We start from the raw sequence: 24,579 nt of genomic DNA on the forward strand, positions 1-24,579 counted from the left end.
CGCATGACGAACTCCCCACCCCGGCGCCGGCGGCGCGCGCAGCTGCGCCGCCGGGTCGCCCTCGCCACCCTGGTGGCCCTCCTCGGCGCCGGCTCCCCCGCCCTGGCCGGTACGACCGCCACGGCCGGTACGTCCGCCACGGCCGGTACGTCCGCCACGGCGGGTACGCCCGCTACCGACACCGCGGTCGACGCGGCCGCCGTACGGGACCGCGCCCCGGGCCCCCGGGCCTTCGACACCGGGCCCGCGCGCGAGGCGCTGGAGCGGCTCCTGCCGCACCACGCCGGTCAGTTCACCCTCGTGGCGGACCCGGCCGCCGGGGCCGACCGCTTCACCGTGTCCGGGCCGGCCGGCGCGATCACCGTGCGCGGATCCACCGGCGCCACCCTGCTCACCGGCGTCGGCTGGTACCTCCAGCACGTCGCCGGCGCCGACATCGGCTGGCCCGGCGACAGCATCGGGATGCTGCCGGCGCGGCTGCCCGCCGTCCCGGCGCCGGTCACGCGCAGCGCGCTCGTCCCGCACCGGTACGCCCTCAACGACACCGACGACGGCTACTCGGGCGCGTACCGCACCTTCGAGCAGCACCAGCGGCAGATCGACCTGCTCGCCCTGCACGGCATCAACGAGGTGTTCGTCCAGGCCGGCGCCGAGTACCCCTACTACCGGGCGCTCCAGGGCTTCGGCTACTCCGCCGCCGAACTGCGCGAGTGGATCCCCGGCCCCGGGCACCAGAGCTGGTGGCTGCTGCAGAACCTGAGCGGGTTCGGCGGCCCGGTCTCGGAGCGGCTGATGCGCGAGCGCGCCGAGGTCGGCGGGCGGATCGCCGAGCAGTTGCGCGGGCTCGGCATGACCCCCGTGCTGCCCGGCTACTTCGGCACGGTGCCCCCCGGGTTCGCCGCCCGCAACCCGGGTGCGAAGACGGTGGCGCAGGGCGACTGGGCGGGCTTCGACCGGCCCGACTGGCTGGACCCGACCTCCCCGGTGTTCGCGAAGCTGGCCCGCGCGTACTACGCCGAGCAGCGCGCCGTGTTCGGGGACAGCGCCATGTACCGGATGAGCCCGCTGCACGAGGGCGGCAAGGCCGGCGCCGTCGATGTGAAGGCGGCGGCCACAGCCGTCCAGAAGGCGCTGCATGCCGCGCACCCGGGCGCCCTGTGGGCGGTGCTGGGCTGGCAGGACAGCCCGAAGGCGGAGCTGCTCGCGGGGGTGGACACCTCGAAGCTGCTGATCCTGGACGGGCTCTCCGACCGGTACAACCGCCTGGACCGCGAGGCCCGCTGGGGCGGGGTCCCGTACGCGATGGGCACGATCTACAACTTCGGCGGGCACACCACCATCGGCGCGAACACCTCGGTGTGGATCGAGCGGTTCGGCCCGTGGCGCGCCAAGTCGAACAGTGCGCTGAAGGGCATCGCCTACCTGCCGGAGGCCACCGGCACCAACCCGGCCGCCTTCGACCTGTTCACCGATCTCGCCTGGGAGCCGGGGACGATCGACCAGCGCAAGTGGTTCGCCGATTTCGCGGGGCGCCGCTACGGGCGCGCCGACAAGGAGGCGGCCGCCGCCTGGGAGGAGCTGCGCACGGGCCCGTACAGCACCTCCTCCGGCCTGTGGTCGGAGTCCCAGGACAGCCTGTTCACCGCCCGGCCGAGCCTGAGCGCGGCGGGGGCGGCGTACTGGAGCCCCAAGTCGATGCGGTACCCGGCCGACACCGTACGCCGGGCCCTGGACCACCTGCTGAAGGTGGACCCGAAGCTGCGCGGCTCCAGCGCGTACCGCTTCGACCTCGTGGACACGGCCCGGCAGGCGCTGGCCAACCACTCGCGGGTGCTGCTGCCGAAGATCAAGGCGGCGTACGAGGCGAAGGACCTGACCCGGCTGCGCACGCTGACCGCCGAATGGGCCGACGGGGAGGGCCGGTTGGACGCCCTCACGGGCTCCGACCCGAACTTCCTGCTCGGCGACTGGCTGGCGGCGGCCCGCTCCTGGGGTACGGACGAGGCCGAGCAGGACCGGTACGAATACGACGCCCGCTCGATCCTGAGCGTCTGGGGCCGGCGCAGCACCAGCGAGGGCGGCTTCCTGCACGACTACGCGAACCGCGAATGGAGCGGCCTGATCGGGGAGTTGTACGCGCCCCGCTGGGCGGCGTACTTCGAGACGCTGGAGGAGTCCCTGGTCCGGCGGGCGGCGCCCCGGGAGATCGACTGGCACGCCTACGAGGAGGACTGGGCCCGGCGCACCACCCGGCACCCGAGCGGGGCGAACGGCCCGAGCGGGGATCCGCACGCCCTGGCCGCGGGCATCGCGGCCGCCCTCAAGTCCTGGGAGGGGTCCGCCCGCTGAGCACTACACCATCCGGAGCCGCAGCCACCGGATGATGCGCCGATCCTCACCCGGCCGTGGGAATCGGGGTACCCGTGCGGGGGAGGAATCCGCCGGGAACCGGACGCGGGGGACGCGCACTCGGTTGACTGGACGGGAACGACACCAGGGGCGGCCGCCGGACACATCCGGCGGCCGCCCCTTCCGACGCCGTCATGCGGCCCGACGCCAAGGAGGGGACCGAGCATGTCCCAGGAGACGCCGCCCGCCGAGGACCGTACCCCGCCCGTGAACCTGGAGCTGCTCGCGCTCCTGGCCGCCGGGGTCGCCGATCTGGCCCTCGACCAGTTACGGCAGTCCGCAGACCGGGCCCAGGAGGTACTGCGCCGCTCCGACCTGCGGGAACTGCTCACCGACGGGGTCGTGGAACTGCGCAAGCGCGGCGAACTGGCCACCCGCCGCTCGGGCGCGGCGACGGAGAACCACCTGGAGACCATGGCCCGGCGCGCCGCCGAGCGGGTCGCCTCCGAGGGCCACCCGCGTGCATGACCACGCCGGCTTCAAGGAGCGCATCGACGAGGTGCTGGTCCGGCTGGCCGACGAGGAGGAGCGGGCGCTGCTCGCGCTGCACGCCGAACTCTCGCCGCTGTCGGGGCAGTTGCGCCGCTCGCTGGCCGGCGGGAAGCGGCTGCGGGCCGCGTACCTGTACTGGGGCTGGCGGGCGGCCGGGCAGCCCGACTGCGAGGAGGTGATCCGGGCCGCGGCCGCGATGGAGCTCGTGCACGCGGCCGCGTGCACGCACGACGACATCATCGACGGCAGCGGGACGCGGCACGGCCGTCCCACCGCGCACGCCGCCTTCGCCTCCGGTGCGGGTAGCGGGCGGCGCTCCACCGCCCTCGCGATGATCCTCGGCGATCTGCTGATGGGCTACGCCGGGTACGTGTTCACCTCCTGCGGGCTGCCCGGCGCCTACCTGGCCCGGACCGTCCCCCTGTGGGCCGCGCTGCTGCGCGAGACGATGGCCGGCGAGTTCCTGGAAGTGCTCCGCACCCGGGCGGGGCAGCTCCCGCAGGTGGCGGAGTCGCTGGAGGTGGCCCGCTTCAAAACGGCCAAGTACACCGTCGAGCGGCCGCTGCACCTCGGCGCCACCCTCGGCGGGGGTCCGCGCCCCCTGCTCGACGCCTTCTCCGCGTACGGGCTGCCGCTCGGCGAGGCCTTCCAGCTGCGCGACGACCTGCTCGGCACGTTCGGCGACCCGGCCAGGACGGGCAAGTCGAACGTGGACGACCTGCGGGACGGCAAACCGACCGCGCTGCTCGCCCTGACCCTCGCCGCGGCCGACGACGACGGCCGGCGGCTGCTCGCGAAGCTGGTCGGCCGCCCCGATCCGCGTCCCGAAGAGGCTTCCGCCGTCCGCGCGTTGATGGAGAGCTGCGGGGCCAGGGAGCAGGTCGAGGACATGATCCGGGAGCGCATCGCACGGGCCGTCGGCGCACTGGACCGCGTACCGATGCCCGCGGAGGCGCGGTCCGCTCTGCGCGAGCTCGCCGGCACCGCCGCCGAGCGCTCGCTCTAGACACCGCCTGACCCGCCCCCGCCACAGACGAGAAGGACGAGCCACGTGACCACCGCCGAGAACGCCTCCGCCCCGCCGCGCCCCCGTTACGACGACGCCGCCCTCGACGCCCTCGCCGCCCAGGGCGATCCGCTCGCCGACGAGACCGTCGCCACCCTGCTGCGCCGCGGCGAGGTGGGCGACCTCAACACGCTCATGCGGTTCTTCACCACCGCCGGGGACCCGCTCCCCGAGCGGCTCCCGGCCTCCGCGCGCGGCTACTTCGAGGCCACGGCCCTGCCCCCGTCCTGGGTCGACTGGGACGTCATGGAGCAGGCCCGGCTCTTCTTCATGGACAACGCCGCCCACATCAACACCGGCCTGTCCTTCGCCGCGATGCCCGTCAGCTACGCCGTCCCCCGGATGGCCCGGCTGCTGTCCTCCACGCACTCGCTCGCCTATCCCTCCCGCCGGATGGCCAACACCGGCCAGTTCGTCACGTACCTCATGCGGACCGACGCCTTCGCCGAGGGCAGCAAGTTCATCCCGGCTGTGCAGAAGGTGCGGCTGCTGCACGCGGCGGTGCGCCACCACCTGCGCCACGGCGGCCACTGGGACGTGGCGCGGGACGGCCTGCCCATCTGCCAGGAGGACATGATCGCCGGGCACACCTTCTTCTCGCTGCTGGTGCTCGACGCCATGCACCGGCTCGGCATCCACATGAGCGACGAGGGCGCGGAGGCCTACTACTACGCCTGGCGGGTCGTGGCGGCGCTGCTCGGCTGCGACATGGCGGCCGTACCGGAGGACCTCGCCGGGGCGCGCGCGTACTGCGACCTCTACCTGGAGCGCCATCTCGGCCCCTCGCCCGAGGGCGTGGTCCTCAACACCCAGCTGCTGCGGCTGTACGAGGACGTGGTCCCCGGCACCCTCTTCGACCCGATGGTCCCGGCCACGGTCCGCTTCCTGGTCGGCGACACCATCGGCGACTGGCTGGAGGTCCCGCGCAGCCCCTGGGACTCGGCGGCCAAGGCCGTCCCCGTGGTCCTGGGGCTGCTGGAGACCATCGAGGACAGCGGTCCGCTCGCGGAATGGGCGCTCGACAAGGCGGGCTCGCTGCTCGCCGGCTTCGAGCTGACCGCGCTGACCCGGGGGCGGGTCATGCACCACGCCATCCCCGCCGAGCTGAAGGCGGAGTACGGGGTGAGGGCGCCGCGGACCGGGCGCTGGGTGCCGCCGGCGTCGGCGCCGGTGCGCTGACGTGACCGGGGGCCGGCGTGACCGGACGCCGTGAAGGGGCTCTGACGTGAGCGGGTGCCCGCGTGATCGCGCGCTGAGCCGAACGGGCGAGGCCGGGCGCCGGTCCGCTCCGGCCGGAGTCACACTGGAAGCCCACATTCCGGGCAGACGGTGACGGCGACGCGGACGGTGACTTGCCCATGACGACCCCTGTGAAGGCGGACCCGGAGCGGCGGCGCCGCGTCCTGGGCGGCGCCGTCTGCGGGCTGGTCGCCGCCTGCGCCGGGCTGGCCGTGGCCGAGCTGGTCTCGGCGGCGGTCCGGCCCGAGGCCTCTCCCGTCACCGCGGTCGGCGGAGCCGTGGTCGACCGTACGCCGGTGGGCGTCAAGGAATGGGCGATCCGGGAGTTCGGCACCGCCGACAAGCTGCTGCTCGCCCTCGGGATCGTCCTCGTGCTGGCCGCGGCGGCCGCCCTGGCCGGGGTACTGGCCGTACGGCACCTGCCAGCCGGAATCGCGCTCGCCGGCGGTTTCGGGCTGGTCGGGGCGGTGGCGGCGCTCAGCCGGCCCGAGGCGACCTGGCACGACGCGCTGCCTTCGCCGGTGGGCGGACTGGCCGCGGCCGGCGTGCTGTACCTGCTGGTCCGCGCGGTTTCCACACCCCGCCCGGTGGGCGCGCCGCCGGGCGGGGCGTGGTCGATGGACCGGCGCGGCTTCGGCCGGCTGGTCGGCGCGGTTCTCGTGGCCTCGGCGGGGATCGGGTACGCGGGACGGCGGCTCGGCGCGTACGGGTCGGCCGGGGCGACGGCCTCGCGGGCGGAGCTGGTCCTGCCGGAGCCGGCCGTGGCCGCCCCGCCGGTGCCGCCCGGCGCGCAGCTGCCGGTGCCCGGGATCTCCCCCTTCACCACCCCCAACGGGGATTTCTACCGCGTGGACACCGCCTTGGTCGTCCCCCGGGTGGACGCGGACACCTGGCGGCTGCGCATCCACGGCGAGGGTGTCTCGAACCCGCTCGAATTCGGGCTCCGCGAACTGCTGGCCCGCCCGCTCGTCGAGCACGACATCACCCTGTGCTGCGTGTCGAACGAGGTCGGGGGCCCGTACGCGGGTAATGCCCGCTGGCTCGGCGTGCGCCTGGCCGACCTGCTGCGCGAGGCGGGGGTGCGGCCGCCCTCGCAGGGCGGTCCGGCGGACCAGCTGGTGGCGCGCTCGGTGGACGGGATGACGCTCGGCACCCCGGTCGAGACGGTGATGGACGGCCGGGACGCGCTGCTGGCCGTCGGGATGAACGGCGAGCCGCTGCCCTTCGCGCACGGCTTCCCCGTGCGGATGGTCGTACCGGGCCTGTACGGGTACGTGTCGGCGTGCAAGTGGCTGAGCGAGCTGCGGCTGACGACGTTCGCCGCGTACGACGCGTACTGGGTGCGCCGGTCCTGGGCGCAACGGGGCCCGGTCAAGACGCAGTCCCGCATCGACACCCCGCGCCCTTCGGCCGAGCCGCCGGAGGGACGGGTGGCGGTGGCCGGGGTGGCGTGGGCGCAGCACCGGGGCATCGCCCGGGTGGAGGTACGGGTGGACGCGGGCCCGTGGCAGGAGGCCCGGCTCGGGGCGTCGGACGGCAACGACACCTGGCGACAGTGGGTGTGGGAGTGGGAGGCGGCCCCCGGTCCGCACACGCTGGAGGTCCGCGCCACGGACGGTACGGGGGCCGTCCAGACGGGCGTGCGCGCGGGGACCGTCCCCGACGGGGCGACCGGGTGGCACTCGGTCCCGGTGCGTGTCCGGCCGGGGCCCGGAAGGAAGGCATGATGCGGACATCCTGGGAAACCGACCCGCACGTCAGGAGCCGGCCTTCGTGGAGCTGACCAGTACGTCGTTCCTCGTCACCCTGATCACCGTCACCGTGCTCGCGATGCTCGCCGCGCTGCTGCTGTGGAACCGGGTCCCGGGGCCCGGGTGGGTGCGCTGGCCCGTACGGGTGCTGATGATCGCGCTGTGCCAGCTGACCTCGATCGCGGTGATCGCGACCTGGATCAACGGCAGCTACGGGCTCTACTCCTCGTGGGACGACCTGCTGGGCACGGAGAACGCGCAGAACCCCTCGGCGATGACGGGGCCGCCGCCGGGCCGGGCCAGGTTCACCCAGGGCGGGGACGGTACGCAGACCACCTATTTCCGCGGCTCGCATTCGAAACTCGCCGGGCAGGTGATCGTGTGGACGCCGCCGGAGTACCGGGCCCCGGGCGCGGAGAAGACCCGGTTCCCGGTGCTGGTCCTGCTGCACGGCTATCCGGGCTCGCCCCGCACCTGGATCGACCTGGGCGGGATGCCGGGGACCCTGGACCAGCTGGTCCGGCTGGGCGCGGCGCACCCGTTCATCGTGGTGATCCCGGACCTGTACCCCGGCGGGGTGAACACGGACTGCAGCAACACGCCGGGGCGGAAGGTGGCCAGCTGGCTCGCGCAGGACGTGACGGAGGTGGTCGCCAAGAACTTCCGCACCCTTCCCGAGCCGGCGGGCTGGGGGCTGATGGGGGTCTCGACGGGGGCGTTCTGCGCGGCCAAACTGCCGCTCCAGTACCCGAAGGTGTTCCGGGCGGGCGCGGCCCTGGACCCGGACCCGCTGGCCGGGGACGCCCAGGTGCTCTCCGATCCGGTGCTGCGCGAGCGCAACAGCCCGCTCTGGCTGGTCCGGCAGGCCCGGAAGGCCGACGTCGGGCTGTTCCTGGCCACCTCGGCGCAGGACAAGGACAGCCCGCCGGCGCAGCTGGAGTCCTTCAGGCGGGCCGCGGCGGGCAGCGGGGTCCGGGTGAAGACCCTGGTCCGCCCGTCCGGCGGCCACAACTTCCAGACCTGGACGTCGATGTACCCGGACGCGCTGGGCTGGCTGAGCACGGAGCTCTCCCCGCCCGGCGACGGCCGCGGCTGACCGGACCGGCAGGGGCCGCCCGGCGGCGGCCCCTGTGACCGGCCGCCGGCGAGCGGCCGGTCGGGGCTCAGGGCAGCCGCAGCTCGCGGTCCTCCCCGAGCGGGGCGAAGAACCGCTCCACGTCCGCGCCGGTGACCTCGGCGAGCGTGGGCGGGGACCAGCGGGGGGTGCGGTCCTTGTCGACGACCTGCGCCCGTACGCCCTCCACCAGGTCGGGTGAGCGCAGGGCGTGGCAGGAGACCCGGAACTCCTCCTCCAGCACCCGTTCCAGGGAGCCCAGTTCCCGGGCCCGGCGCAGGGCGGCCAGGGTGACCTTGAGGGAGGTCGGGGACTTCGCCAGGATCGTCTCGGCGGCCTCCTTCGCGGCCGGGTCCCCCTCGGCGAGCAGCCGTTCCACGATCTCCTCGACGGTGTCGGCGGCGTGGCAGCGGTCGATCCAGGCGCGCCACCCGGCCAGTTCACCCGGCGCGGGCGGCTGCGCGAAGCGCGGCAGGACCTGGTGCGCCGGGCCGTCGGCGAGGGCGGCGGTCAGCTCCGGCAGCCGGGCGGCGGGCACGAAGTGGTCGGCGAGGCCGCACAGCAGCGCGTCGGCGGCGCCCACGGCCGCCCCGGTCAGGGCCAGGTGGGTGCCGAGTTCACCGGGGGCGCGGGCGAGGAGGTGCGTACCGCCCACGTCGGGGACGAAGCCGATGCCGGTCTCGGGCATGGCGACGCGGGAGCGTTCGGTGACGACGCGCACGCTGCCGTGGGCGGACAGGCCGACTCCGCCGCCCATGACGATCCCGTCCATGAGGGCCACGTACGGCTTCGGGTAGCGGGCGATCCGGGCGTTCAGCCGGTACTCGTCGCGCCAGAAGTCCTCGGAGGCCCGGCCGCCGGCCTTCGCGTCGTCGTGGATGGCCCGGATGTCCCCGCCTGCGCACAGGCCGCGCTCGCCGGCGCCGCGGATGAGGACCTGGACGATCGCGGGGTCGTGCTCCCAGGCGGCCAGGGCCTCGGTGATCCGCAGCACCATGGGGTGGGTGAGGGCGTTGAGCGCCCTGGGGCGGTTGAGGGTGATCACCCCGGTGTGCCCCTGCGTGGTGAACAGGGCCGTGTCGTCTGCGCCGTCTTCGGTCTTCACACCGGCCAGTATGTAGCGTGGTCCGGCATGCGGAAGATCATTCTGATGATGTCGATGTCCCTGGACGGCTTCATGGAGGGGCCCGGCCGGGACATCTCCTGGCACATGGTCGACGACGAACTGCACCGGTTCATGAACGACGAGATCCGCCCGCTGGGCGGCTTCCTGACCGGCCGCGTCACGCACGAACTGATGGCGGAGTACTGGCCGACCGCCGATGCCGATCCGGCCTCCTCCGCGCCGGAGGCCGAGTTCGCGGGCATCTGGCGGGACATGCCGAAGTACGTGTACTCCCGCACCTTGCGCCAGGAGGATCTCGCCTGGAACTCCACGCTGGTGCGGGACGTCGTACCGGCCGAGGTCGCGGCCCTCAAGGAGGCCCCGGGCGGTGACCTCGTCGTGGGCGGGGCCGACCTCGCCGCCGCCTTCCTGCGCCACGACCTGGTGGACGCGTACCGGCTCCTCGTGCACCCGGTGCGCATCGGCCGCGGCACACCGGTGTTCCCGCCGTTCGCCGGACCCGGGCCGCTGCGCCTGGAAGGCACCCGCGCGTTCGGCAACGGCGTGGTCCAGCTGCGGTACGCGCGCCCCTGACGGGGCGTTCGCCGGTCTACGCCGAGAACGCCACCGCCGACACCGCCCCCGCCCCACGCGCCCGCACGTTCGCCATGGCCTTCCCGCGCACCGGCAGGGTCGGCACGACGGCGGAGATCACCGGCGCCCTCCGCGCCGACCCGGCTCGTGAGCGGGGGTGGTGCTCACGATGCCTCCGGGGCGGCGGCGAGGGAGTGCAGGTAGCGCATCAGCGTCATCAGGACGTCGCGGCTGGAGTCCCGCCGGCGCGCGTCACAGAAGACGAGCGGGACGGACGCGGGCAGGTCCAGGGCGGAACGCAGCTCCTCCAGGGGGTGCTCGGGCGCGTCGGGGAAGGAGTTGACGGCGACCACGAAGGGCACCCCGCGCTCCTCCAGCCGACCGATCACGTCGAAGCTGACCTCCAGGCGGCGGGTGTCGACCAGGACCACCGCGCCGAGCGCGCCCTCGAAGAGGCCGCGCCACAGGAACCAGAACCGCTCCTGGCCGGGGGTCCCGAACAGGTAGAGCACCAGCTCTTCGTTGATGCTGATGCGGCCGAAGTCCATGGCCACGGTGGTGGAGGTCTTGCGCTCCACTCCCGCCGTGTCGTCGACGCCGACCCCGGCCTGGGTCATCGTCTCCTCGGTGGTGAGCGGCCGGATCTCGCTGACCGAGCCGACGAGGGTCGTCTTGCCGACGCCGAAGCCGCCCACGATCACCACCTTGACTGCGGCGGCGGCCGTGGCCGGCAGCGCGTCCTCGCGCCGGGGCGCGATGGCCCGCTCAGAGCTTTCGAAGTCCATCGATGACTGCCTCAATCAGTGCCAGGTCCGGGAGTTTGGCGGGGGCGACGGGTGGACGGGAGAGCACGCGGCCAGCGGCGAGCAGGTCACCGAGGAGTACGGTGACCACGCTCACCGGCAGGCCGAGGTACGCGGAGATCTCGGCCAGCGAGAGCGGCGTCTGGCACATCCGCATGATCGCCGCGTGCTCCGGCTGCATCCCGGGCTTGGGGCCCGACTTGGCGATGATCAGCGTGACGAGGTCGAGGTGGCTGGGTTCTAAATCGCCACTGCGGCCGCCGGTGATCACGTACAGCCGCTCGGGAGTGCCGTCCTCCCAGTCCCCGCCCGGGTTGCTCACGCCGGCTGCCCGTCGCGGCGCGGCGGGCTGCTCAGGTGTTCTCCGATCCGGGCGACGAGGTCGCGCATCCGCTGGCCCATCAGTCCTGCGTCGACGCCTTCGTCGGCCAGGACGGCGAGGAAGGCGCCGGCGCCGGCCGCCATCAGGTAGAAGAAGCCGCCGTCCATCTCGATGACGACGAGCCTCATCCGCCCGCTGCTGCCCGGGAGTTCGGCGGCGACGGCGCCCGCGAGGCTCTGCAGCCCGGCGCAGGCGGCGGCGAGCCGGTCCGCGGTGTCGGTCTCCGCCCCGTACTGCGCCATGCGCAGGCCGTCGGCGGACAGGACGATGACGTGGCGGGTCTGCGGGACGCCCTCGGCCAGGTCCTTGAGCATCCAGTCCATATTGGTCTGCTGCTGGCTCATGGCTGTTCCCCCTTGCTCGCCGAGGCCGGCGAGGCATCCGTGTTCTGGCTTGCCGCGCCGCTGCGGGCCGCGGCGCTCTGGCTGTCCCCCGACAGGCCGCCCTGGAAGGCGGCCAGCCACATCCCGGGCTGGACCTCGGGCTGCGGCTGCGGCGCGGGACCGGGCGCGTGCCCCGATCCGTACGCGTACCCGCTCTCCTCGGCGTACCCGTGTCCGGCGCGGTCCGCGGCCGCCTCGGCCGCGGCCACGATCCGGTCGCCGGCGCCGGCGGTCTCGGGCGCCTCGGGTGCCGTGGCGCGCACCTTGCGGCGACGCTGCGGCAGGCCGCCCGGGGTCCGTTCGGTCACGACGGGCACCTCGTCGGGCGCGGCGGGCATCCGGGGTCCGGTGACCGGGCGGGCCGGCTCCTGCCGTACCTCCGCCGCCCCGGCCCCGGCGGTGGTCCTGGCCGCGGCGGGGGCCAGGGCGGCACGGGGGCCGGAGGCGGTGCCGATGCCGTGCGCGACGCCGGTCGCGGCGGCGGCCGTGGTGATGAGCGACTGCGGGATGACGAGCACGGCGCGTACGCCGCCGTACGCCGAAGCGCGGAGCGAGACCTGGAACTCGTACGCCTGCGCGAGCCGGCCGACCACGGCGAGGCCCAGGCGCGGGGTCTCCCCGAGGTCGGTGAGGTCGATGCCCTGCTGGGCCTGGCGGAGCATGCGCTCGGCCCGGTTGCGGGCCTCCTCGCTCATGCTCACGCCGCCGTCCTCGATCTCGACGGCGATGCCCGAGTTCACGTCGACGGCGGTCAGGTGGACCCGGGTCTGGGGCGGGGAGTAGCGGGTCGCGTTGTCCAGCAGCTCGGCGAGCGCGTGGATGAGCGGTTCGACGGCGGGGCCGACGACGGCCACCTGCGAGACGGAGTGCAGCTCCACGCGCTGGTAGTCGATGATCCGCGACATCGCGCCGCGCAGCACGCTGTACAGCGGGACGGCCTTGCTCCACTGACGGCCGGGCCGGGCCCCGCCGAGCACGGCGATGGAGTCGGCGAGGCGGCCGATGAGGGCCGTGCCGTGGTCGAGCCGCAGCAGGTCGCCGAAGACCTTGGGGCTGCGGCCGTGCCGGTCCTCCATCTCCCGAAGTTCCTGGGCCTGTTGGTGCACGATGGCCTGGACGCGACGGGCGATGTTGACGAAGGCGCGCTGCGCCGAGTCGCGCAGGTCCTCCTCGGCGACGACGGCGTCGAGCACCGAGCGCAGCACGGCCTGGTGGGCCGCCCTGAACTCCGGCGTCAGGCCGGGCCCGTGGATGTCGAGCTCCTCCAGGGAGGCGAGCACCTCCTCCGGGAACTCCCCCTTGCGCAGCCGCTCCACCACGTCGGGCAGCAGCTCCCGCGCGAGGCGTACGGTCTCGGCCTGCTGCCGGAGCAGGGCCGACTCCTGCGCGGCGACGACCGCCCGCAGCGAGGCGACCGCCTTGCCGCGCCGGGCGGCCTCACCGCAGGACAGGGCGACGGCCACGAAGGCGACGGCTCCCATCCAGGCGACGGGGGTGCGGGCAGGTGCGGACACCTGCACCACCGCGATCGCCGCGACGGCGGCGGTCAGCAGGGCGGGCAGCGCCCATACGACGGGTGAGGTGGGCCCTGGACTTCCGGGCGACGATCCCACGCGAACCATCAGAACCCTCAAACGATCGAAAGCGAATGATCATATGACAACGGCCCGGAATCTTAGCGTCTCCCTGCACGACTCTTGACAGCAGGTCATGATCCGGACGTGGCAAGGGGGTTGATGCCTGCCGATATGGCCGAAACCCATAGCTCCCCACCCCGCGCCGAGCCACCGCGGATCCCCCTCCGGCCCAGCCCTCACGCTGCTCCGCGGCCCGGCGGACGGACCGCGCCCCCGCCGAGGGAACGGCCGGATCCCGACGCCGGGCGGGTCCGGCACACGCCGGTGACGTGCCCCGGTCGCGCGAGGACACATCAGGAGAATTCCGAGGGAACACCGGGAAACGGAAAAGGCCGCCTCTGCATTGCTGCAAAGACGGCCTGAAACCTTACGACCTGCGAAAACGCTGGTCGGGACGACAGGATTTGAACCTGCGACCCCTTGACCCCCAGTCAAGTGCGCTACCAAGCTGCGCCACGTCCCGTTGTGTCGTTGAGCTGGGGTTTCCCCCGTCCCGGCGGCACATGCAGAACATTACCCCACGTAGAGGGGTGCGCATGCACGGGTTTCCGGGCGCGGGCAGGATGGCGGGGTGAACGCACGGGATCGGGACGGTGAGGGGCGGGCGCGCAGCGCGCGCCCGCGGGACGGGCTGGGGCGGCCGCTGGCCTACGGGGAGCCGGGCGTGGAGCGGCAGCCCGAGGGGGTCGTGCGGACGCCCGCCGAGACGGTGGCCGAGGCGCAGCGGCTGCTGGACGCCGGGATGCCGTTCCACGCGCACGAGGTGTTCGAGGACGCCTGGAAGTCGGGGCCCGGGGCCGAGGCCCCGCTGTGGCGGGCCCTCGCGCAGCTGGCGGTCGGGCTGACGCACGCCGCGCGCGGGAACGCCGTCGGCGGGAGCCGCCTGCTGCTGCGCGGGGCGACGGCCCTGGCGGGCCCCGGCGCGGGCGCCGGTGGCGGGGGCCCGTACGGGATCGACGTACCGGGGCTGGTCCGCTGGGCCCGGGAGTTGGCCGGGCGGGTGGAGGCCGGCGCGGCGGTCGACGCGGCGGCGGAGGCGCCGCGGCTCTCCTCCCCGCGGGACCGGCCGGAGCGGCCGGACGAGCAGGAGCGGCCGGGCCCCGCCGGCCCCCGCTGACCTTCGCCGGCGCCTACGCGGGTTCCAGGAGGTCCCAGCGGTTGCCGTACAGGTCCTCGAAGACCGCCACCGAGCCGTACGCCTCGTGGCGCGGCTCCTCCAGGAAGCGGACGCCCTCCGCCGTCATCCGGGTGTGGTCCCGGGCGAAGTCGTCGGTGTACAGGAAGAACCCGACCCGCCCGCCCGTCTGGTCCCCGACCCGGGAGCGCTGGGCGTCGTCCTTGGCGAGGGCCAGCAGCAGGGCCGCCTCGGTGGCCCCGTCCGGGCGGACCACGACCCAGCGGGAGCCGTCGGGGCGCGGGGTGTCCTCGACGAGGGTGAAGCCGAGGGCGCGGGTGTAGAAGTCGATGGCCTCGTCGTAGTCGCGGACGACGAGGGCGGTGAGCGCGATGTATGCGGACATGGCACTCATTCTGCTGGTCCGCTCAGCAGGATCACCTCCAGGGTGCGCGGGCCGTGCACGCCCTCCACCCGGTCGAGCTCGATGTCGCTGGTGGCGGAGGGGCCGGAGATCCAGGTCAGCGGCCTTCTCGGATCCAGCAGGGGCAGGGCCTGCGGGACGGAGTCCACCACCTGCTCCGGGACCCGGACCACGCAGACGTGGTGGTCGGGGATCAGGGTGATGCGGCGCCGGCCCTGGCCGGGGCCGCCGTCGAGGACGATCGTGCCGGTTTCGGCGATCGCCAGGGCGCAGCCGGTCACCACGCTGTCCACCGCGTCCAGTTCGTACGGATTCGCCCCCGGCCGGTCCTCGACACGGGTGACCGCCGTCGCCGCGAGCCACCGCGGGGGCAGGCCGGAGGGGACGAGGACCGTACGGGCGCCGCGCTCGGCCAGCAGCCGGGCGAGGAGCGGGGCGATCCCGTCGCCGTCGGCGCGGTGGACCCGCGCGCGGTACTCCGCGAGGTGGGCGGCCAGGAGGTCCGCCGTCTCGGCCGGCGTACGGACGCCGTGGACGCGGAGGTAGTCCCGGGGGACGGCCGGGTCGGGGCCGCCGTCGGCCACCGCCCGGCGGATCCGGCCCAGGATGCGGTCCCTGCTGCTCATGCCCGCTCCCCCCGCTCCCGCGCCCACCAGGTGCGGAACGACTCCGCCGGCAGCTGTGGCAGCTCCCTGCCGTCCGTCCACGCCCGTCCGGGGCCCGGCAGCCGGCGCGGCCGCAGCCGCCGGGCCCGGGCCAGCAGCCGCTCCCCGGCGCGCAGCGCGCCGGGGCGGTCCAGGAGCAGCCGGGCGGCCCGCATCGCGGCCCGTTCGGCGGTGTGGCCCCGCGCCGGGCGGATCCGTACGCGGACGCCCCCGAGGGTCACCGGGCCGCCCTGGGCCACCCGTTCGCGCAGGTGGACCAGGATCTCCGGGATGTCGATGGCGACCGGGCAGACCTCGTAGCAGGCTCCGCACAGGGTGGAGGCGTACGGCAGCGAGGCGTCGATCGCGCTGCCGGTGCCCCGCAGTTGGGGGCTGAGGACGGCGCCGATCGGCCCCGGGTAGACCGAGCCGTACGCGTGGCCGCCGGCGCGCTCGTACACCGGGCAGACGTTCAGGCAGGCGGAGCAGCGGATGCAGCGCAGGGCCTGGCGGCCCACCTCGTCGGCGAGGGTGTCGGTGCGGCCGTTGTCGAGGAGGACGAGGTGGAAGGCGGAGGGGCCGTCGCCGTCCGCCCCTCGCGAAGGACCGAGCCCGGTCCACATCGTCGTGTACGGGTTCATCCGCTCGGCCGTGGAGGAGCGCGGCAGCGTCTGGAGGAAGATCTCCAGGTCGCGGAAGGTCGGCACCACCTTCTCGATGCCCACCACCGAGATCAGGGTCTCGGGGAGCGTCAGGCACATGCGGCCGTTGCCCTCCGACTCGAAGACGACCATCGTGCCCGTCTCGGCGACCATGAAGTTGGCGCCGGAGATCCCGACCTTGGCGCGCAGGAACTTCTCCCGCAGGTGGAGTCGGGCGGCCTCGGCGAGCTCGCGCGGGTCGTCGCCGAGGCCCTCGGGCGCGGGGCGGCCCCAGCGGCCCATCTCGGCCGTGAAGACGTCCCGGATCTCGGCCCGGTTGCGGTGGATGGCCGGGACGAGGATGTGTGAGGGCCGGTCGTGGCCGAGCTGGACGATGAGCTCGGCCAGGTCGGTCTCGTACGCGGCGATCCCGGCCGCTTCGAGGGCCTCGTTGAGGCCGATCTCCTGGGTCGCCATGGACTTGACCTTGACCACCTCCCGGTGGCCGGTCGCCAGCACCAGCCCGGTCACGATCCGGTTGGCCTCGTCCGCGTCGGCCGCCCAGTGGACGGTGCCGCCCGCGGCCGTGACCGCCTCCTCCAGTTGGACGAGGTGGCGGTCGAGGTGGCGCAGGGCGTGGTCCTTGACGGCTTTGCCCGCGGCGCGCAGCCGCTCCCAGTCCGCCAGCTCGGCGACGGCCCGGGCCCGTTTGTCGCGGATGGTGTGGGTGGCGTGCCGGAGGTTGGCGCGCAGCACCGGGTCCCGCACGGCCTCCCGGGCCGCGTCCGGAAAGGCCGGCATGCCCATGAACGTGCCGCTCACGTCAGCGGTTCCTCCTCCGTCGAGGCAAGGATCTCGGCGAGGTGCAGGGTCCGCACCGCCTCTCCCCGGCGGCGCAGGATCCCGTCGAGGTGGGCCAGGCAGGAGTTGTCGGCCCCGCACAGCACGTCCGCGCCCGTCCCCACCGCGTTGCCGGTCTTGTCGGTGCCCATGGCCACCGACACGTCCGGGTTCTTCACCGCGAAGGTGCCGCCGAAACCGCAGCACTCCCCGGCGTCCGGCAGCTCGACGAGGTCCAGCCCCTTGACGGCGCGGAGCAGCCGCTGCGGGCGCTCCCCCAGCCCGAGCCCCCGCAGGCCGTGGCAGGAGGGGTGGTAGGTGACGGTGTGCGGGAAGTACGCGCCCACGTCGGTCACCCCGAGCACGTCCACCAGGAACTCGGTCAGCTCGAAGACGCGCGGTACGAGCTCCTCGGCCAGCGCCGCGAGCCCGGGGCCGCGCCCCTCGCGCTCCGCCAGGCGGCCGATGCGCGGGTAGTGGGTACGGACCATCGCGGCGCAGGAACCCGACGGGGTGACCACGTACGGGTACCCGGCGAAGGCCTCCGCGGTGCGCCGCAGCAGCGGCTCGCTCTCGCGCCGGTATCCGGTGTTGTACTGCGGCTGGCCGCAGCAGCTCTGGGCCGCCGGGAAGTCCACGCCGACGCCGAGGCGCTCCAGCAGGCGTACGACGGCGATGCCGGTGCGCGGGTACAGCGCGTCGTTGACGCAGGTGACGAACAGGGCGGCACGCATGACGGGCAGAATAGCGGCGTGAAGAAGTTCTCAGTGATCGGCATAGGCGCGGGCGACCCGGACCACCTGACCCTCCAGGCGGTCAAGGCGATCGGCGCGGCGGACGCATTCCTCATCCTGGAGAAGGGGGAGGAGAAGGCGGACCTGACCGGGCTGCGGCGCGCGATGCTCGACGCGCACGCCCGCCCCGGCCACCGCCTGGTGGAGGGCCGGGACCCGGACCGCGACCGGACCCCCGCCGAGTACGCCCCGACCGTGGACGGCTGGCGCAGCGCGCGGGCCGAGATCTTCGAGCGGTTCATCGCGGACCTGGCGGACGGCGAGACGGGCGCCTTCCTGGTGTGGGGCGACCCCTCGCTGTACGACTCCACGCTCGCCATCCTGGACGAGGTGCTGGAGCGGGGCCGGGTGGCGTTCGAGCACGAGGTCGTGCCCGGCATCAGCAGCGTCTCCGCGCTGCTGGCCCGGCACCGGACCAACCTGAACCGGGTCGGCCGGCCCGTCCAGATCACGACCGGCCGGCGGCTGGCCGAGGGCTGGCCGCAGGACGTGGACGACGTGGTGGTGATGCTGGACGCGCGGCACGCGTTCACGGCCCACCTCGACCAGGACCTCTTCATTTACTGGGGGGCCTACGTGGGCACCCCGGACGAGATCCTGGTCTCGGGCCGGCTCGCGGACGTGGCCGGCCGGATCGAGGAGCTCCGTACCGAGGCCCGCGCCCGCAAGGGCTGGATCATGGACACGTACCTGCTCCGGCGCGGCTGAGCGGGCGCCGGGAGACCCGGCCGGGCGGGCCGCCAGGACCCGGCCGGGCACGCGCCGAGGACCGGCCCGGCACGCGCTAGAGGTACGCCGGGAGCGCGGCGGCCAGGCGTTCGTACTCCTCGGGGCGGTTGTAGATCTGCCCGCAGATCCGGATGCCGCCGCCGCCCGGCCAGCCCCAGATCAGCACCCGGATGCCCAGCTCGGCCGCGATCCGCTCGCGCAGGGCGCTCGCCTGCGGCTGGGTCTCGGCGGTGCCGGGCGGCAGCCGCAGGGCGCGCATGGCGAGCCCCTCGGTGTGGGGCAGCGGGCTGAGCCCCGGGATCTCGGCGAGCAGGGCCGCGCCGTGGGCGGCCAGGGCGGCGTTGTGGGCCCGTACCTTCGCGGCGTCGAGCCGGTCGAGGAGGTCCAGGCCCTCGGGGGCGGCGAGCCAGCCGGTGTAGTCGGCGGTGGCCCGGTTCTCGACGGAGCGGGGGAAACCGTGCGCGTCCTCCCAGGAGGGGACCAGCGCCCGGACCCGGCCGCGGTGTTCGGGGGCGACGGCGAGGACGGCGCTGCCGGAGGGGGCGTACCCCCATTTGTGCAGGTTGCCGAACCAGAAGTCGGCGGCTCCGGCGAGCGGCTCCGCGATCATGCCGGGGGCGTGCGCCCCGTCCACGAGGGTGGTGATCCCGCGGGCGGCGAGCTCGGCGAGCAGCCGGGGCGAGGCGATGAGCCGGGCGGTGGGCGAGCTGATGTGGTCGAGCACCACGGCCCTGGTACGGGGCGTCAGCCCGGCGAGCACGGTCTCGCGCACGGCGTCCTCGTCGGGCAGGTCCGGGTCGAGGGAGACGGTTGTGATCGGGGCGCGGCGGGCGGCGGCCGCCACGACCGTGCCGTAGCCGTGGTCGGTGACCAGGATCTCGTCACCGTCGGCGAAGGGGACGGCGTCGAGGGCGAGATTGGCGCCCTCGGTGGCGTTGGCGATGAAGGCGATGCCGTCGGGGTCGGCGCCGAGGTGGCGGGCGACGCGGGCGCGCGCCGCGGCGATCCGGTCGGGGGCCCCGACGAAGAAGGCGTCGGGATCGGCGTGCGCCTCCTCGCGCAGGGCGGCCTGGGCCTCCTGCACGGGGACCGGCACCGCGCCGAACGACCCGTGGTTGAGGTGGGAGACGGCGGGATCGAGCCGGAACAGCGCGCGCCCGCCGGGGAACTCGGCGGGCGGCCCGGCGGGGCGTATCGGCTGCGGCTGGTTCACGGGACCTCCGGGGTGCGGCGCGCTGTCCCCCGCATCATCGCGTGCCGCGCCGCGCCTGCCCAGTACGACCCCGGCCGAACCGGCCGCCGAAGCCGCCGCGGCACCCGCCGAACCCGCCGCACCGGCCGAAGCGGGCGCTCCGCACGCCGCGTTCAGGGCCCGGTCTCGAACCGCGGCGCCTCGAGGCCCTTCAGGCACGAGGTCTGCGGGGCGGCCGGATCGTCGAAGAAGGAGACGGCGATCTCCTGGGCGCACTTCGAGGTGGCGAAGACCACGTGCGGCTGGTAGGGGACCGTGACGACCTTGGCCTTGTCCAGCGTCCGGGCGACGAACGGTCCGTTGTCGGCGCCGGTCTGGGAGTCGAAGCCGCCCGACAGGGCGAGGGTGGGGATGTCGCCGCGCGTGACGTCCCGGATCGAGGCGGGCGCCGCGGGGACGTTCCAGACCTTGCAGTCGGGGCGGAGGAAGGCGAGCTGCGGGGCCTGGGCCTGTACCGGGCGGGGGAAGTCCGGGAAGGCTTCCTGGCCGCCCCTCAGCGCTTGGGCCTGGCTCTCGTACGGGACCCATTCGCTGCAGAAGACTCCGTAGACGAGACCGTGCGCGACCCTGCCCACGGCGGCCGGGCTGAGCTTGCCGCCGGCGTACTGCTGCGCGATCCGCTGGGGTTTGCCGTGCGCCAGCTCATCCAGCGCGAGGGGCACCTGGGGTGCCACGTGCGTGGCGGAGGTCATCCAGTTCACGAGGGTGGCGCCGTCCAGGACCACCTTCACCGGCTTGTCGCTGCCGGGCAGCGAGACGGTGGTGGTGACCGGTTTGGCTTGGAGGTCGCGCACGAGCTTGTCGAAGGTGGCCGACAGGTTCGGGTAGCGCTCGTTGCACGCCGGCTGGTCCGCGCAGGCCTTGAAGAGGCCGTCGAAGCCCTGCCGGGCGCTGCTCCAGGTCGAGGCGGAACCGGACCTGGCGGGGGGCAGGATGCCGTCGAGGCCGACCGAGCGCAGCCCTTCGGGGTGCAGGCGCATGTAGACCAGTGCCAGGTGGGTGCCGTAGGAGATGCCGTACAGGTTCCACTGCTTGACGCCCAGGGCGGCCCGCAGGTCCTCGTAGTCGGCTGCGCTCTCGGTGTCGTTGTAGGCGCCGAGGTCGATCCCGCGGGCCGCCAGCTTGTCGCGGCAGGCCTTCGTGGCCGCGAGGTGCAGGCGCTCGGTGGACGGCGCGTCGGAGACGAGGCCGACGGCGCGTGCGTTGAACTCGTCGATGTTGGGGCACAGGACGTTCGGCCGGGCCGAGTACGTACCGCGCTGGGACATGAAGACCACGTCGCGGTCGCGGTTCAGGCCGCCGTCGATCGCCATCTTCGCCTCCCCCACGGCGTCGTCGCCGGGGCCGCCCGCGAGCCACACGATGGGATCGGGTTTCGGCTCGCCGTCGGCGGCGGGCACGATCGCGACACCGAGCTCGATCGTCTTGCCGGTCGGTTTCGCACGGTTCTCGGGCACGGTGAGCGTTCCGCAGCGCGCGCCCTTGAGTTCGGGGATCGGCTCCGGCGTCCTGGGGCAGGGGCCCGGCGCGTAATGGGCGTCGCCCACCGTCCGGGCGACCGTGCCGATCGGCGCGCCGGGGCCGGTGGTGGCGTCGGTACGGGACCGCGCCTGAGCGGGCCCCGCGAGCAGTCCGGTGACGAGGAGACCGGTCGCCGTCGCGGCCGAAGCGGCCCGGAGCCGCCGTACGGCGCGATGCCGAGGGGGTGCGTGGCGCACGGGTACGGGGTGGGCGGGCGCGTGGTGCACGGGTACGGGGGCGTGGTGCTGGGTCATCTGCCCTCCCGGTCATTTCGGGATGATCGTGAACGGCCCGGGCGCGAGAGCGTCGACGCACGAGGTGTCGGGGGCGGCGGTCGGGCGGGCGAAGAACGACGCCAGGACGCGCTGCGCGCAGGGTGACTGCGGGACCACCCAGTGGCCGATTCCGGGGATGAGTACGGAGGTGGAGCGGGACAGGTTGCGGGCCACGCCCTTCGCCCAGCTCGCCCCGGTCTTGACGTCGAACGTTCCGGAGACGACGAGGGCCGGCACGGCGCTGACCGTGGGGACGCGCTGGATCTCCGCGCGGTCGGCGACGTTCCAGATCCCGCACACCGGGTACTGGAACGGCAGTTGCGGGGCCTGGGCCAAGACCGTGTCCGGCCACTGGGGGTAGACCTTGCGGCCCGCCTCCAGTACGTCGGTCTCCGAGTGGCCCGGAGCCCACTCGGCGCACGCGATCGAGTTCGTCAGGCCGTGCGCGAACTCGCCGGTCTTCTGGACCGATCCGGCCGCGCGGGCCTGGGCGAAGCGCTCGGGGTTCCCGCGGCCGAGTTCGTCCAGCGCCGCCGGGAGGTCCTTGGGCCGGGGGGTGAAGGCGACGATCAGGTTCAGCAGGGCGCCCCCGTCGAGGACGGTGCTGACCGGCTTCCCGCCGTCCGGCGGCGTGACGTCCAGCGTCAGCGGGTGCGCCTCCAGCTTGCGCACCTGCTCCGTCAGCAGGCCGGGGAGGTCCGGGTACCGGTCCTTGCAGGCGGGCTGGGCGGCGCACGCCGCGAAGATGTTGCGGATGCCCTCGGCGGTGCTGCCCCAGGTCCAGGGCAGGGTCACGAACTGGGAGGGGGCGACCGAGTCGATCGCCACCGCGCGGATCCCCTCGGGGTGCAGGCGCAGGTACGTCAGGGCCAGGTTGGTGCCGTAGGAGTAGCCGTAGACGTTCCAGCGGGGGATGTGCAGCGCCGTGCGCAGATCGGCGAAGTCGGCGGCGTTCTCGGTGGTGTTGTAGGCGTTCAGGTCGATGCCCTGGGCCACGAGGCGGGCCCGGCAGTCCGTCACCGCCTTCAGCATGAGGCGCTTGGCCTGCTGTGCGTCATAGCCCAGGCCCACGGACCGGGCGTTGAACCGGTCGACCTCCGGACAGGCGAGGTTCGGCAGGTCGTGGAGGTTGCCTCGCTGGGCCATGACGATCAGCTCGCGGTCCTTGTTCAGGCCGGAGGCGACGAGGAAGGGAATGTCGTCGAACGTGTCGGAGCCGGGACCGCCGGCCATGAACACCACGGGTTCCGCCGCGGGCTCGCGCGCCGTGGCCGCGATCCTCGCCACGGCCAGCTTGATGGTCCGGCCGCCGGGGCGGGAGCGGTTCTCGGGCACCTCCAGGAACCCGCACCGCGCCGTGTCCAGCGCCTCGATCGGCTCGGAGGTCTTCGGACAGGGACCGGGTGTGAACCGGGGCGCCGCGGTGGGGCCGGGCGGGGAGGACGGCCCGCCGGGCGAGGCGGCGGCCCCCGGTGCCGCGCCGAACGCCGCGAGGCAGACCAGGGCGGCCGCGGCGGCCGCGTTGACGCCGTGTTTCGCCATGTGCGCTCGTTCCTGTGTCGTGCAGGTGGGTGGAACACACCTCTTCGACGGTAACGGCAGGCACGGGGCCCCGCACATGATGGCGGAACGGGCTCTCCCGGGCCCTGGGCCCTGTGTCAGCCGCGCCCGCTCGTGACGGCGTAGTACTGCAGGTCCTGGACCTGTACCGTGCGGTCCGCCGGGTAGGGCAGTTCCACCTCCGCACCGGCCTTGCCGTCGCGCACCACCGTGGCGGAGCTGGTGCCCGGGCGCAGCGGGAGCAGTTCGCCGTGGATGCCGGCCGGGGCCTCGTGCGTGTCCTGGACGCCGCCGACCACCGTACGGACGGTCGCCGGGGCCCTCAGGAAGCTGAGCACCTCGACCGTGTCCCGGGGTGCGGCGCTGCCCTTGCGCAGGGACATCACCAGCGACTGGGCTCCGGCGGGGTCCGCGGAGGCGAACTGGGTCCGGGCGGACACGTACAGCGTGTCGCGGACGATCTTCGGCCAGCTGCCGGTCTTGAACTTGGTCAGGTAGTACGAGGAGAGGTCCAGGTAGGCGTACCCGTTGTGCAGCGAGGGCGCGAACTGGCTGCCCTCCGAGTAGTCGTTCCAGGTGGTGAGCTGCACCCAGTCGGCGCCGTCGTCGATGGCGTGGGTCCATGTGGAGCGCAGGGTGGCGGTGTTGCCCGCCTCGTCGTAGACGCCCTGGTTGGGGCGGGCGTCCTGGACCGACACGGGCTGCATCCAGATCTTGCCCATGCCGTGGGCCCGTCGGACGTCGCGGGTGGCGCTCTCCTGGCCGACGTAGCTGCGGCTGCCCCACTCGGAGAAGCCGTGGCTGATCGGCGCGAACCTCGCGCTGTTGGCGTCGTAGTCGAGGAACGTCGGGACGAAGGCGGTGCGGATGCCGTGCCGGGTCCGGAGGAGGTCGAGGACCCGCGTCCACCAGGCGACGTCCTTCGCCTCGGCCTTGAACGGGGAGACGACGAGGCGGCCGTCGCCGAGGCGGTGTGCGGCGGGGGCCTTGCCGAGGGCCGCGACGGCGTCGGCGAGCACGCCGGGATCGTCCGTGTTCAGGGAGGTCATGTCCGGCATCAGCATGATCTTGAAGGCGGGGTCGACGGCGTGGGCGGCCTCCATCAGGAGTTGGGCGCGGTCCCGGTTCGGCCCGGACAGGGAGAGCATGTCGAGCGTGAACCCGTCGAGGCCGGCGGCGCGGGCGGTGCGCACCTCCTGCTCCAGGTTGGCGCGTTCCCAGTTTCCGGACTTGGGCGCGACCGGCAGCGGCCGGTCGCGCAGCAGGCCGCCGTACCGCTCGTGCTTGCCGTTCTCCCCCGCCGGGTTCAGGTAGTTGCGGGTGTAGTAGTCGGCGTCGGCGCTCGCGTTGTCCAGCGAGAGGGGGTACGGGGTGAAGTAGTGCGCGAACACCAGCTTCCTGCCCGCTTCGCCGGTGCGCAGGGCGGCCGGGCCGGGCAGGTCGAACGGCAGGGCGCCGGCGGATCGCTCGCCCCCCGCGTCCCCGGCGCCCGGGTCGCCCGGGCCCCGGCCCGTCCCGTCCGGGCTCGGACCGGACGCGGTCGGGGCGGGGCCGGTGGGGCCGGATGCCGTGCTCCCCTCGCCCGTGCCGGGCCCGGCGGCCCAGGGGGTGCCGATCACGGGGGCGGACACGGCGCCTTGGCGGGCGTCGGCCGTGAACGGGTTCCAGGCGATGCCGGCGGCGGCGCAGACTCCGGCGAGCAGGAAGGCCGCGCCGAGCCAGGTCAGCAGCGGCCGGCTCCGCAAGCCCGCACGGCGGCGGCGGTGTGAACTCATCGTGGGTGCCCCTCCCCTGCACGCGTCCCGATGAC

At 74.2% G+C, this 24,579-nt stretch carries 22 protein-coding genes and 1 tRNA gene; 9 read left to right on the forward strand and 14 right to left on the reverse strand.

The genetic code is table 11. The features are described from left to right. Positions 1 to 3 precede the first annotated feature (3 nt). From ACS04_RS05175 to ACS04_RS05200, 6 genes are all read left to right on the forward strand, one after another. On the forward strand, positions 4 to 2,349 hold the full coding sequence (locus ACS04_RS05175) for an alpha-N-acetylglucosaminidase (protein WP_078864429.1): 2,346 nt from the start codon (positions 4 to 6) through the stop codon (positions 2,347 to 2,349). Between the two features lie 225 nt (positions 2,350 to 2,574). Then, positions 2,575 to 2,877 (forward strand): hypothetical protein, encoded by a 303-nt coding sequence (locus ACS04_RS05180; protein WP_209441624.1) that lies wholly within the window; start codon positions 2,575 to 2,577, stop codon positions 2,875 to 2,877. Further along, entirely contained in the window at positions 2,870 to 3,907 is a 1,038-nt protein-coding gene (locus ACS04_RS05185; RefSeq protein WP_048475296.1) for a polyprenyl synthetase family protein, read from the forward strand. The genes ACS04_RS05180 and ACS04_RS05185 overlap by 8 nt, the downstream gene beginning before the upstream one ends. A 45-nt stretch (positions 3,908 to 3,952) precedes the next feature. Beyond that, positions 3,953 to 5,146 (forward strand): oxygenase MpaB family protein, encoded by a 1,194-nt coding sequence (locus tag ACS04_RS05190; protein ID WP_048475297.1) that lies wholly within the window; start codon positions 3,953 to 3,955, stop codon positions 5,144 to 5,146. A 179-nt stretch (positions 5,147 to 5,325) separates the two neighbouring features. Then, positions 5,326 to 6,933 carry a molybdopterin-dependent oxidoreductase gene (locus ACS04_RS05195; RefSeq protein ID WP_048475298.1) on the forward strand — a complete coding sequence of 536 codons (1,608 nt, stop codon included), beginning with the start codon at positions 5,326 to 5,328 and terminating at the stop codon, positions 6,931 to 6,933. Between the two features lie 46 nt (positions 6,934 to 6,979). After that, positions 6,980 to 8,053, forward strand: a complete 1,074-nt coding sequence (locus ACS04_RS05200) for an alpha/beta hydrolase (protein ID WP_048475299.1) — start codon at positions 6,980 to 6,982, stop codon at positions 8,051 to 8,053. A gap of 67 nt (positions 8,054 to 8,120) precedes the next feature. Here ACS04_RS05200 and ACS04_RS05205 read toward each other — a convergent pair whose 3' ends face one another. Further along, entirely contained in the window at positions 8,121 to 9,143 is a 1,023-nt protein-coding gene (locus ACS04_RS05205; protein WP_048475353.1) for an enoyl-CoA hydratase/isomerase family protein, read from the reverse strand. Between the two features lie 60 nt (positions 9,144 to 9,203). On the opposite strand from ACS04_RS05205, the gene ACS04_RS05210 reads away from it, so the two are divergent. Further along, positions 9,204 to 9,770 (forward strand): dihydrofolate reductase family protein, encoded by a 567-nt coding sequence (locus ACS04_RS05210; protein WP_048475300.1) that lies wholly within the window; start codon positions 9,204 to 9,206, stop codon positions 9,768 to 9,770. Between the two features lie 164 nt (positions 9,771 to 9,934). Here ACS04_RS05210 and ACS04_RS05215 read toward each other — a convergent pair whose 3' ends face one another. The 5 genes from ACS04_RS05215 to ACS04_RS05235 form a co-directional block, all read right to left on the reverse strand. After that, positions 9,935 to 10,555: a GTP-binding protein gene (locus ACS04_RS05215; protein ID WP_048475301.1), complete on the reverse strand. Its 621-nt coding sequence runs from the start codon at positions 10,553 to 10,555 to the stop codon at positions 9,935 to 9,937. Next, on the reverse strand, positions 10,536 to 10,895 hold the full coding sequence (locus ACS04_RS05220) for a DUF742 domain-containing protein (protein WP_048475302.1): 360 nt from the start codon (positions 10,893 to 10,895) through the stop codon (positions 10,536 to 10,538). The genes ACS04_RS05215 and ACS04_RS05220 overlap by 20 nt, the downstream gene beginning before the upstream one ends. After that, the gene (locus ACS04_RS05225) at positions 10,892 to 11,299 is read right to left on the reverse strand and encodes a roadblock/LC7 domain-containing protein (RefSeq protein WP_048475303.1); all 408 of its coding nucleotides are present in this window, start codon (positions 11,297 to 11,299) and stop codon (positions 10,892 to 10,894) included. Before ACS04_RS05225 ends, ACS04_RS05220 begins: the two co-directional genes overlap by 4 nt. Continuing rightward, entirely contained in the window at positions 11,296 to 12,960 is a 1,665-nt protein-coding gene (locus ACS04_RS05230; protein ID WP_048475304.1) for a sensor histidine kinase, read from the reverse strand. The genes ACS04_RS05225 and ACS04_RS05230 overlap by 4 nt, the downstream gene beginning before the upstream one ends. A gap of 401 nt (positions 12,961 to 13,361) precedes the next feature. Beyond that, positions 13,362 to 13,438: transfer RNA gene (locus ACS04_RS05235), tRNA-Pro, on the reverse strand. 108 nt (positions 13,439 to 13,546) lie between these two features. On the opposite strand from ACS04_RS05235, the gene ACS04_RS05240 reads away from it, so the two are divergent. Beyond that, positions 13,547 to 14,092 carry a DUF309 domain-containing protein gene (locus ACS04_RS05240; protein ID WP_078864430.1) on the forward strand — a complete coding sequence of 182 codons (546 nt, stop codon included), beginning with the start codon at positions 13,547 to 13,549 and terminating at the stop codon, positions 14,090 to 14,092. 13 nt (positions 14,093 to 14,105) lie between these two features. Here the strand turns inward: ACS04_RS05240 and ACS04_RS05245 are convergent, their stop codons facing one another. Genes ACS04_RS05245 through ACS04_RS05260 form a run of 4 tightly spaced genes read right to left on the reverse strand, consistent with a single transcriptional unit; the run spans position 14,106 to position 17,372 of the window. After that, positions 14,106 to 14,495, reverse strand: coding sequence for a VOC family protein (locus ACS04_RS05245; RefSeq protein ID WP_048475305.1), 390 nt, complete (start codon positions 14,493 to 14,495; stop codon positions 14,106 to 14,108). A 5-nt stretch (positions 14,496 to 14,500) separates the two neighbouring features. Further along, entirely contained in the window at positions 14,501 to 15,139 is a 639-nt protein-coding gene (locus tag ACS04_RS05250; RefSeq protein WP_048475355.1) for a LutC/YkgG family protein, read from the reverse strand. Continuing rightward, entirely contained in the window at positions 15,136 to 16,620 is a 1,485-nt protein-coding gene (locus tag ACS04_RS05255) for a lactate utilization protein B (RefSeq protein WP_048475306.1), read from the reverse strand. Before ACS04_RS05255 ends, ACS04_RS05250 begins: the two co-directional genes overlap by 4 nt. Then, a complete protein-coding gene (locus ACS04_RS05260; RefSeq protein ID WP_048475307.1) occupies positions 16,617 to 17,372 on the reverse strand; it encodes a (Fe-S)-binding protein in 756 nt (251 codons plus the stop codon). The genes ACS04_RS05255 and ACS04_RS05260 overlap by 4 nt, the downstream gene beginning before the upstream one ends. Positions 17,373 to 17,390: 18 nt before the next feature. Here ACS04_RS05260 and cobF point away from each other — a divergent pair, with 18 nt between their 5' ends. Continuing rightward, complete coding sequence (gene cobF / locus ACS04_RS05265) at positions 17,391 to 18,140, forward strand: precorrin-6A synthase (deacetylating) (protein ID WP_048475308.1); 750 nt, start codon at positions 17,391 to 17,393, stop codon at positions 18,138 to 18,140. Between the two features lie 76 nt (positions 18,141 to 18,216). Here cobF and ACS04_RS05270 read toward each other — a convergent pair whose 3' ends face one another. The 4 genes from ACS04_RS05270 to ACS04_RS05285 all read right to left on the reverse strand — a co-directional run bounded on the left by ACS04_RS05270 (position 18,217) and on the right by ACS04_RS05285 (position 24,544). Continuing rightward, positions 18,217 to 19,374 carry an aminotransferase class V-fold PLP-dependent enzyme gene (locus tag ACS04_RS05270; RefSeq protein WP_078864431.1) on the reverse strand — a complete coding sequence of 386 codons (1,158 nt, stop codon included), beginning with the start codon at positions 19,372 to 19,374 and terminating at the stop codon, positions 18,217 to 18,219. 152 nt (positions 19,375 to 19,526) lie between these two features. Then, positions 19,527 to 21,188, reverse strand: coding sequence for an alpha/beta fold hydrolase (locus ACS04_RS05275; protein ID WP_078864432.1), 1,662 nt, complete (start codon positions 21,186 to 21,188; stop codon positions 19,527 to 19,529). A gap of 12 nt (positions 21,189 to 21,200) precedes the next feature. Next, a complete protein-coding gene (locus ACS04_RS05280) occupies positions 21,201 to 22,751 on the reverse strand; it encodes an alpha/beta hydrolase (protein ID WP_048475309.1) in 1,551 nt (516 codons plus the stop codon). Positions 22,752 to 22,867: 116 nt separating this feature from the next. Then, a complete protein-coding gene (locus tag ACS04_RS05285; protein WP_078864433.1) occupies positions 22,868 to 24,544 on the reverse strand; it encodes a glycoside hydrolase family 71 protein in 1,677 nt (558 codons plus the stop codon). Positions 24,545 to 24,579 lie beyond the last annotated feature (35 nt).

This window comes from Streptomyces roseus (genome assembly GCF_001044425.1).
In the GTDB taxonomy this organism is placed as follows: Bacteria; Actinomycetota; Actinomycetes; order Streptomycetales; family Streptomycetaceae; genus Streptomyces; species Streptomyces roseus.

Bases quoted from the DNA above. Each gene is read 5' to 3' on its own strand.
- ACS04_RS05275 (WP_078864432.1), bottom strand. From the start codon at position 21,188: ATGACCCAGCACCACGCCCCCGTACCCGTGCACCACGCGCCCGCCCAC.
- ACS04_RS05225 (WP_048475303.1), bottom strand. From the start codon at position 11,299: ATGAGCCAGCAGCAGACCAATATGGACTGGATGCTCAAGGACCTGGCC.
- ACS04_RS05175 (WP_078864429.1), top strand. From the start codon at position 4: ATGACGAACTCCCCACCCCGGCGCCGGCGGCGCGCGCAGCTGCGCCGC.
- ACS04_RS05245 (WP_048475305.1), bottom strand. From the start codon at position 14,495: ATGTCCGCATACATCGCGCTCACCGCCCTCGTCGTCCGCGACTACGAC.
- ACS04_RS05215 (WP_048475301.1), bottom strand. From the start codon at position 10,555: ATGGACTTCGAAAGCTCTGAGCGGGCCATCGCGCCCCGGCGCGAGGAC.
- ACS04_RS05180 (WP_209441624.1), top strand. From the start codon at position 2,575: ATGTCCCAGGAGACGCCGCCCGCCGAGGACCGTACCCCGCCCGTGAAC.
- ACS04_RS05260 (WP_048475307.1), bottom strand. From the start codon at position 17,372: ATGCGTGCCGCCCTGTTCGTCACCTGCGTCAACGACGCGCTGTACCCG.
- ACS04_RS05250 (WP_048475355.1), bottom strand. From the start codon at position 15,139: ATGAGCAGCAGGGACCGCATCCTGGGCCGGATCCGCCGGGCGGTGGCC.
- ACS04_RS05285 (WP_078864433.1), bottom strand. From the start codon at position 24,544: ATGAGTTCACACCGCCGCCGCCGTGCGGGCTTGCGGAGCCGGCCGCTG.
- ACS04_RS05210 (WP_048475300.1), top strand. From the start codon at position 9,204: ATGCGGAAGATCATTCTGATGATGTCGATGTCCCTGGACGGCTTCATG.
- ACS04_RS05280 (WP_048475309.1), bottom strand. From the start codon at position 22,751: ATGGCGAAACACGGCGTCAACGCGGCCGCCGCGGCCGCCCTGGTCTGC.
- ACS04_RS05230 (WP_048475304.1), bottom strand. From the start codon at position 12,960: ATGGTTCGCGTGGGATCGTCGCCCGGAAGTCCAGGGCCCACCTCACCC.
- ACS04_RS05195 (WP_048475298.1), top strand. From the start codon at position 5,326: ATGACGACCCCTGTGAAGGCGGACCCGGAGCGGCGGCGCCGCGTCCTG.